This is a genomic window from Pseudomonas sp. P5_A2_2, assembly GCF_054177685.1.
On sequence record NZ_JBGCUL010000385.1, the window covers coordinates 1 to 4,176 of the forward strand.

The following is a 4,176-nucleotide window of genomic DNA, read 5'->3' on the forward strand; positions in this document are numbered from 1 at the left end:
GGCGAACACCGTCACACGCGGGGTAGTCAATGATGTGTCGCCCGAGCCCCGGAACGGTTGCGATAGATCGTAGAAAAACACGCTGGGCGTCCACAGCGGTTCGAAGGTGTAGAGGGCACTGGTCAAAGCCCCCAGCAGCAGGCTCGACAGCACCAGGTGTCTGTCGCCGTGAATCCGCACCAGGAACAGCAAAATCAGCAGCACGATGCCAATGACCAGCCAGTAATGACGGCTGGTGATCATCGGCATTTGCAGCGCCCGGTGTTCGGTCAGCATGTTCAAGTGATGCCACAGCACGATGCCCAGCACCCAGCCGAGGATGGTGAAGACCTTGTTGAGGTTGCCGCTGGCGAGCTTGGTGAGGGTGCCGACGCTGCATCCGTCGTTGAGCACCGAGGCGAGGCCGAACAACAGCCCGCCACCGACCAGCGACAGGTAGCCGACTTCGGGAATGAACAACGGCTGACTGACGCCAAACAAGGCGTAGAACGGCGCGAGCATCAGGCCGAACAAACCGCAACTGACCAGCGACACGAACAGGGTCGGCCGGCGCTTTAGCAGCAGCCCCATGGCATTGACCAGGCACATGCCCATGCGCTGGGACACCCAGCCAATGAGGAACGCCAGCAGCAGTGAAACCGGCAATGAAAACACGGGGCTCCTTGTTTCCGGGTGATGGCAGCGAGTCGATGCCTGACAGACAGATTAGTCGCTGGGCAAACACTTCGGATGAACCCGTAAAGCCCTTCTACACTCATTTCGCAATCGCCCTACAACCCCTGTCGAATAGGCCCCCATGACCACCCTCACCGACCGTTTGAAGCAAGGCAAGGATGCGCGCAAGAAGTGTTCCCGCAGTTCGCAAGCAGCCTTGGGCAATGTCGACCGCGACCCAATACCGCTGATCAAGGCGTCGAGTGAAGGACGCGTCAAATCCCTGGTGGAGTTGCGCTACGGACGCATGCTGGTGTCACCTTTCACCTTCTATCGCGGCAATGCGCTGCTGCAGGCCCACGATTTGGCGGGCACCTCGAACATGGGGCTGGTGTCGCCGATTTGCGGCGATTGCCACCTGATGAATTTCGGCGGTTTCGCAACGCCTGAGCGCAACCTGCTGTTCAGCGTCAACGACTTCGACGAAGCCCATCCCGGGCCGTGGGAGTGGGACTTGAAACGCCTGGTCGCGAGCTTCCTGGTGGCCGCACGCGACTTGCGCCATGGGGAATCCGTTGAGGAAACGATCTGCCACGAGGTGGTGCACGCCTATCAGCAGACCATGCAGGAGTGCGCCGAACAGAGCTCGCTGGAAACCTGGTACGAATCCATCAGCTATGACGACCTGCTGGCGCAGGCCAACAAGAGCACCCTGGACCATGTGGAACGCGCCATCGCCAAAGCCGAACGGCGCACCCATGCCGAACTGCTGCCAAAAAGCAGCGAACGAGACGCCCATGGTCGTCTGATCATTCGCGATGACCTGCCGGAAATTTTCCACCTGCACAAAAACACCACGCTGCTGGACGCCGATGACGACTGGTTACGCCTCTCGGACTGGCGTCCGCTCTACGACACCTTCATGCGCGACTATCGCGGCACCCTGCAAGCGGACCGCCGTGATCTGCTATCGCGTTTTCACGTTCAGGACATGGCGTTCAAAGTGGTGGGCGTGGGCAGTGTCGGCACCCGTTGCCTGGTGGCGCTGCTGACCGACGATCAGCAGTTCCCGCTGTTCCTGCAATTCAAGGAAGCACGACGCTCGGTACTCGCCGSCTACGTGCAGACCAGGTCGCGGGTGCGGCATGAGGGGCAGCGGGTGGTCGACGGCCAGCGGTTGATGCAATCGGCCAGCGACCTGTTCCTCGGCTGGACCACCGGTCCCAGCGGGCGACATTTCTATGTGCGGCAATTGCGCGATATGAAAATCTCCGCCGAACTCGAGACCTTCGATGGCGACGCATTCGCCGCCTATGGCCGGCTCTGCGGCCGGGCCCTGGCTCGCGCCCATGCCAAGTCTTCCGGGCACGCGGCGATGATCAGCGGCTACATCGGCAAGAGCGACGCACTGGCCGACGCGCTCTATAAATATGCCCAGGGCTATACCGAGCACAACGAGCGTGATTTCGAGCGATTCAAGCAAGCCTGCCGCAAGGGCCGCTTGCGGGCACGGTCGGAGGCCGACTTTGCCGCGGATCATTTGCCGTAGCGGTGTCGCAAGCTCCGGTACGGGGCTTTGAGCGAGATGAATTTTTCTTCACCCCACCACCCCGCGCCAGCCTGTACATTTCGCTCGCTCATTCAAGAAACTACGGTTTGCCCGCTCTCCCGCGGGCTTTTTTTTGCCTGCGGGTTTGCGCCCATCACTGTGCCACCTGCGCGACGCTCCCTTGCGATGGCTCGGGTAGCAAACAGCCTTTGGCCATCCACTGGCAGTCTCTGGTCCAGCGATAGCCGGATTCCAGGTCGCCGCGGTCGTTGTAATACCCTAGCCTGAGTTGTGTGGCACTCAGGTCGAGTTTGGCAAAACCAGCCCGGGAGTCAGTAAAAGTGCTATCCGGTGTTGGCGTTTGCAAGGCAGACAGCCTCTTGCCACCGGCCCCGGAAATCACCCAAGCGGGTTCGCCTGCACGCAACAGCAATTGCTGGTTGTGATCATGACCCGACAAAAGCAGATCGACGTGGTTGCGTTGCAACACTGGCWAGAGCCACGTGAGCAGATTCGACTCCTCGTCATGCTTGCCTTGATTGCGCACCGGGTGATGGGACGCGGCTATTCGCCATACCGGTGCCGGTCCGGGTGCCTGGTACGCCTGATCGATCAAGTCGATTTGCTGCTGCAAACTCTCACGTGGCGCCGAGGTGTCGAGGAACACCATCCGCACCAATGGCCGCCCGTCAACGTCACCGAAATCCTTGACGTAGAAATTCGCCGGCATCTGCCAACGGCCCGATCCCTTGTGCTGTTGGCCGTACTCGATCTCGTATTTTTGCGACACCGGGTAATCGTGGTTGCCCAGCACCGCGTAGAACGGCACATGGCTGAGCCAATGGCCCCAATAGACACGCTCGAATCGAGTTTCCCAGCGCAGATCGCGGGTGCTGGTCAATGGCTTGCCATAGAAGTTGTCACCGAGGAAAACCACCATGTCCAGGCGCCCCTCTTTGGACGCAACCCGCTCCATGGCTTGCCCCACCCGCCACTGTTGCAGGTCACCGCTACCCTGATCGCCCACCGCGATCATCGACACTGATGCAGGGTCCAGACCACTCAACGGAACGTACGGCGATGGTGGCGTAAACAGCCAGTAACCACCGGCCGCCAGTAGAAGAGCGAAGGCAATGCCAGGGCCAAGCGCGATCCTTCGGAGCACCAAACGTTTTGCAAAAATCGAGGTGTAATTTTTGCGTTTCAATCAGGAACTCACTGGGCTTGGAAAGCCAGACAGGGTGGCGAAATCAAAGTCGATTTTCACCCTCAATAGATCACAGCAGTTGTTCACGATTTGTTAAGAAATCGTTCCCTATACTTTTTTTCCAGCCTGTATTTTCGGCCTTCCTTTTTTCCGGTAGCCAAAAGTCATGTCGCGTCCTGTCCCACTGCTGTTTGCACTGTGTTGCCTGTTGTTTTTCTTCGCCCTTGGCAACCACCAATTGCAAGGCTCCACCGAAGCGCGGGTTGCCGGAATTGCCATGCAAATGCACCTGGATAATGACTGGGTGACACCTCGCCTGTTCAGCGAACCGTTTCTGGAAAAACCACCCTTGAGCGTGTGGCTCAATGCCGGGGCAATTCGCGCATTTGGCGGTACGCCGTGGGCCGTTCGCCTGACGTCTGCATTCGCCGGGCTGTTCAGTGTGTTGCTGTTGTACGCCATGCTGCGCCGGTTCGGCCGGCCCGTCACTGTCGCGTGGACGGCCGCGATTCTGCTGGCGACCATGGCCAGCTACTGGAGCAACGTGCGCGGTGTCGGTGAAGATGCGTTGCTCGCCCTCGGGGTGAGCACCGCGTTGCTGGCGTTCCTTGCAGGGCAACGACAAGCAAGCGTTAGCAATGGATTGCTATTTGCTGTAGGGATCGCCATCGCGACCTTGAGCAAAGGCGTGCTGGGCCTGGCCATGCCGGGGGTGGTGATCTTCGCGTATCTGCTGGCCACCAGCCTGATGGACAAGCGCCTGAAC

General features: G+C 59.6%; 4 protein-coding genes. 2 read left to right on the forward strand and 2 right to left on the reverse strand.

The window, feature by feature from the left end:
* Positions 1–654: YeeE/YedE thiosulfate transporter family protein (locus ACXRVY_RS18885; RefSeq protein WP_458237971.1), on the reverse strand; the 654-nt coding region annotated here is incomplete at its 3' end.
* Between the two features lie 142 nt (positions 655–796).
* Here ACXRVY_RS18885 and ACXRVY_RS18890 point away from each other — a divergent pair.
* Positions 797–2,203 carry a DUF2252 domain-containing protein gene (locus ACXRVY_RS18890; RefSeq protein WP_458237972.1) on the forward strand — a complete coding sequence of 469 codons (1,407 nt, stop codon included), beginning with the start codon at positions 797–799 and terminating at the stop codon, positions 2,201–2,203.
* Between the two features lie 154 nt (positions 2,204–2,357).
* On the opposite strand, the gene ACXRVY_RS18895 is transcribed toward ACXRVY_RS18890, so the two are convergent.
* Positions 2,358–3,410 (reverse strand): metallophosphoesterase, encoded by a 1,053-nt coding sequence (locus ACXRVY_RS18895; RefSeq protein ID WP_458237973.1) that lies wholly within the window; start codon positions 3,408–3,410, stop codon positions 2,358–2,360.
* A 166-nt stretch (positions 3,411–3,576) separates the two neighbouring features.
* Here ACXRVY_RS18895 and ACXRVY_RS18900 point away from each other — a divergent pair.
* Positions 3,577–4,176 (forward strand): ArnT family glycosyltransferase (locus ACXRVY_RS18900; protein WP_458237974.1); only part of this gene is annotated, 600 nt, incomplete at its 3' end.